This is a genomic window from Kitasatospora sp. NPDC056783 (assembly GCF_042789895.1).
Classification (GTDB): Bacteria; Actinomycetota; Actinomycetes; order Streptomycetales; family Streptomycetaceae; genus Kitasatospora.
Genome location: NZ_JBHUAF010000543.1, coordinates 1 through 4,288 on the forward strand (window position 1 = coordinate 1; position 4,288 = coordinate 4,288).

General features: G+C 77.9%; 2 protein-coding genes. One reads left to right on the forward strand and one right to left on the reverse strand.

The genetic code is table 11. The features are described 5' to 3' along the window. The coding region (locus ACFRMQ_RS38730) for an FHA domain-containing protein (RefSeq protein WP_380735589.1) at positions 1-2,400 on the reverse strand (2,400 nt) is incomplete at its 3' end. Positions 2,401-2,802: 402 nt separating this feature from the next. Here ACFRMQ_RS38730 and ACFRMQ_RS38735 point away from each other — a divergent pair. After that, on the forward strand, positions 2,803-4,288 hold a 1,486-nt coding region (locus ACFRMQ_RS38735), incomplete at its 3' end, for a protein kinase (RefSeq protein WP_380735590.1).

The window sequence follows — 4,288 nt, forward strand, 5'->3', positions numbered from 1 at the left end:
CGACCGCCGCGCGGCGGCGCCGTCGCCGCCCCCGCCCCCGCGGGCGGGGGCCGGCCGGGCCGCGCCGCCCGGGCGGGGGGCCTCGGCGCCGCGCGGCGGGATGACCCGGGGGGCCGGGATCGGCGCCGCGGCGCCCACGGTGGCGGGTACCGGTACGGCGCCCACGCTCCGGCTGTCCAGGGCCTGTTCGTCCAGGCGGTGTCCGTCGTAGCCCGGCTCGTCCAGGCCCTGCCCGTCCAGGATGCGCGCGGCGTGCCAGGAGGCGAAGTCCAGGCCGTCGAACAGCCGCTCCCGCAGGGCGAGTTCGTCCTCCAGCGCCTCGGCCGCGAGCAGTGCGGCGCGCGGTTCGGCGGCGGCGTTGACCCGGCCGGTGACGTGCGGCAGCTCGGTGCAGCCGTCGAGTCCGTCCTCGGTGGCCCGGCCCTCGATGATCGTGACGGCCAGGCGCTCGGGCCGTTCGGAGACGGCGAGCGAGGCGACCAGGGTGCGCAGCAGCTCGGTCTTGCCGGAGCCTCGGGCGCCGCCGATGAGCAGGTGCGGGCCGCCCGGGTCGGGGGAGGGGAGGGTGAGCTCCGGGTCGGCCAGGTCGAGCGTGCAGAGCTCGTCCCGGGTGGTGCCGAGCAGCGCGGTGGCGGCGCCGATGCCGCCGGCGTGGGCCTCCCAACGGGCGGACAGCTTGGCCGGGGTGACGGTGTCGAGCTGGAGCAGGTCGAGCAGCCGCAGCGCGTCGGGCAGCGGGCCGCGGGAGGCCGGGGCGGCTTCGCGCAGCGGGGCGAGGACGCGGGACAGCCGTTCGGCCCAGGCGTCGGAGACGGCGTCCAGCGAGACCTCGTGCAGGGTCTCCCGGCCGCGGGCGACCGGGCGGTTCAGCGAGAGCTGGGTGCCGACCTCGCCGGTGATCAGGGCGGTGGCGCCGAGGCCCCGGGGGAGCAGCTCGGGCTGTTCGGCGAGGCAGATCGGGAAGATGCCGACCGCCGGGCCCTGGCGCAGCAGCAGGTCGAGCGCCTGCCGGGCGGCCTCGGTGGCCGGGCGTCCGTCCACCACGACCACGGTGGCGGGGTGGCCGGTGAGGCCGCTCGGGCCGCTGAGCCGGGCGGTGAGCTCGGCCAGCCGGGCGGTGGCCTGTTCGTCGTCGAGGCCGATCAGCAGCCGGCAGTCCTGGCCGTCGACCGGGCGCAGGTGGGGCAGCCACAGGGCCCAGGCCCAGGTGTCGACGCGGTCCTCGACGGCGCGGGCCGGGTCGGCGTCGACCACGACCAGGCTGAGCCCGGTCGGCGGGTGCAGCGCGGCGAACTGGGCGACGACGGCGCGGGTGAGCGCGTCGAGACGTTCGCGGGGGCCGCTGAGGCCGAGGCTGCCGGCGGTCTGGAGGTCGAGGGTGACCGGGACGGAGGGCAGCATGGTGCCGGGTGTGGTGCCGGGGCCGCCGGGGCGGTCGGCGGTGCCGAGCCGCAGGGTGAGCGCGTCGGGGTGGCCGGGTCCGCGCTCCCAGAGCCGGGGGCCGGGGCCGACGGCGTTGAGCAGCAGGGTGGCGAGGTCGGGCCAGCGTTCGCGCTGGTTGGCGGTCTGGCGCAGCCGTACGGCGGCGTGGTGGCGCTCGGCGCTCTCCTGGCCGGCCGGTTCGGCGGCGCGGCCGGGCAGCAGGGAGAACAGGCCGCGGCCGCGGCCGGGCGCGGGTTCGGGGGCGGCGGGCGGTTCGACCACGGGCGGCGCGGGCCGGGCCGGGCCGGGGGCGGCGAGCTGGAGGTGGCCGTGGCCGTCCGGCAGGGCGGCGCGGGGCGGCTCCGCGACCGGTTCGAAGAGCTGTACGGCGGATTCGCCGATGCGCAGCACCGCGCCGGGCTCCAGCGGGACGGCGGCCTCGGGCGGGCAGGGCGGGACGAGCCGGCCGTCCAGGGTGGTGCCGTTGGTGGAGCCGAGGTCGCGGACGGTGACCCGGCCGTCCTCGGTGAGGTGCAGGGAGAGGTGCAGCCGGGAGACGTCCGGGTCGTCGAGCGGGACGTCGGCCTCGGCGGAGCGGCCGATCCGGATCTCCCGGCCGTGCAGCCGGTGCACGCCGCCGGCGTCGGGGCCGCCGACCACGCGCAGTTCGGCGGCGGCGGGGGCGTCGTCGGGGTCGTCGGCGGTCGGGTCGGGCTCGTTCAGGCTGAGGACGGCACCGTCGAGCAGCGGGGGGTGGCCGATCAGGGTGTGTTCGTCGACCCGGTGCGCCCCGGCGTACAGGTGCACATGGGTGGCGGCCCGTGGACCGCGCACGCCCACGGCGCCGGCGAGCGCGCCCGCGATGGCGCCGAGTGCGGTGCCGACGGGCGCGGTGACCAGCACGTCCACGTAGGGAATGGCGGAGCCGGCGGCGGACGGGCCGCTGCGCGGTCGGAGGACGGTCAGCCGGATCTGCATCTCGCCCGCGGGTCCCTTCTGCTGATGTGAAGCCTGGTGCCGCTGTCCGGTGCCGGGGCACCGTTGGGCCACACGAGTGGCGAGTGTCCATCCTGCCATCCGTCACGGACGGTCCGCGCACCGTACCGGATTTGACGATCTTGCGATCATCGCCATGTTGGGGGCGACGGGGAGTCAGGTCAACCGCCCGTCCGGAAGCCGGTGGGCCGGCCCGCGACGAGGCCCGGCCACCGCCTCCCGGGACTCCCCTAGGGGATGTCCCCCAACCCTGCTCGGATGGCCCGCCAGTCCCCCGAAAACCCGAACGGACACCGTTAGAGTGGCCGCAGACACGGGCCCGGCAGGCTCACCGCACCGGCGGAGGAGCGCCCCGCGCGGGCGGCACGGCGAGGAGTGCGACAGGTGCGGCCAGTCGGCAGCAAGTATCTGCTGGATGAGACCCTCGGGCGGGGTGCGACCGGCACCGTCTGGCGCGGTGTGGTGCGCGAGGACGTCCGGGTGCCGGGCTTCGAGCCCGGGCAGCGGGTGGCGATCAAGGTGCTGCGCGAGGAACTGGCCGTCGACCCCGACGTCGTGATGCGCTTCCTGCGCGAGCGCTCGCTGCTGCTGAGGCTGTCCCACCCCAACATCGTCCGGGTCCGCGACCTGGTCGTCGAGGGCGAGCTGCTGGCCCTCGTGATGGACCTGGTGGACGGCCCCGACCTGGCCCGCTACCTGCGCGCCAACGGCCCGTTCAGCCCGATCGCGGGTTCCCTGCTGATGGCCCAGGTCGCGGACGCGCTGGCGGCCAGCCACGCGGACGGGATCGTCCACCGCGACCTCAAGCCGGCCAACGTGATGCTCGCCTCCACCGTGGTGGACGGCGCCGAGCGGATGCACCCGCTGCTCACCGACTTCGGCATCGCCCGCCTCGCCGACTCCCCGGGCGTCACCCGCACCCACGAGTTCGTCGGCACCCCCGCCTATGTCGCGCCGGAGTCCGCCGAGGGCCGCCCGCAGACCTCCGCGGTGGACGTGTACGGCGCCGGGATCATGCTGTACGAGCTCGTCACCGGCCGCCAGCCGTTCGAGGGCGACAGCGCGATCGCCCTCCTCCACGCGCACCTGGCCCAGGAGCCGCAGCGGCCCAGCACCATGCCCGAGCCGCTCTGGACGGTGATCGAGCGCTGCCTGCGCAAGGACCCGGCCCAGCGGCCGGGCGCCACCTCGCTGGCCCGCGCCCTGCGGGTGGTCGCGGCCGGCGTCGGGGTGCACGCCTCCCCGGCGGCGGTGGACGAGGCGCTGGCGGTCGGCGCCCTGCTGCTGCCGGACCCGCAGCCGACCGCCGTCCCCTCCGCCCTGCCCCCGCCCGCGGCGGCCCCGGGCACCGAGGACCGCACCCAGGTGTTGCCGCCGGCCACCCCCGGCGGGCCGCAGTACGACCCGGCCGCGGCCACCCGGGTGATGGGCACCCAGACTCCGCCCCCGTCCCCGCCGGGTGCCGCGGACCGCACCCGGGTGATGCCGCCCGTCGCCGTGCCGCCGCCGCCCGCCGGGCCGCCCGCGCCGCAGGAGGAGACGCCGCACCCGTGGCAGACCCAGCTGCGCGCGGCCCGGGACCGCAACCAGCAGACCCAGGTCGGCTACTTCGGCCCGGAGGACTACCCGGACCACCCGGAGCCGCAGGTCGCCCCGCCGCCCTTCCAGGCCGGCCAGGGCCGCGGCCAGCACGGCCAGGGCGCCCCGGCCGGCCGGCCCGGGCCGCAGCAGCAGCCCGGCGGCTACCGCCAGTCCCCGCCCCCGCCCGGCTACGCCCAGCGCCCGCCGGTGGCCCCGCCGCCCTACCAGTCCGGCCAGGGCCGCGGCCAGGGCGGGCAGGGTGGTCAGGTCGGCCAGGGCGTCCAGGGCG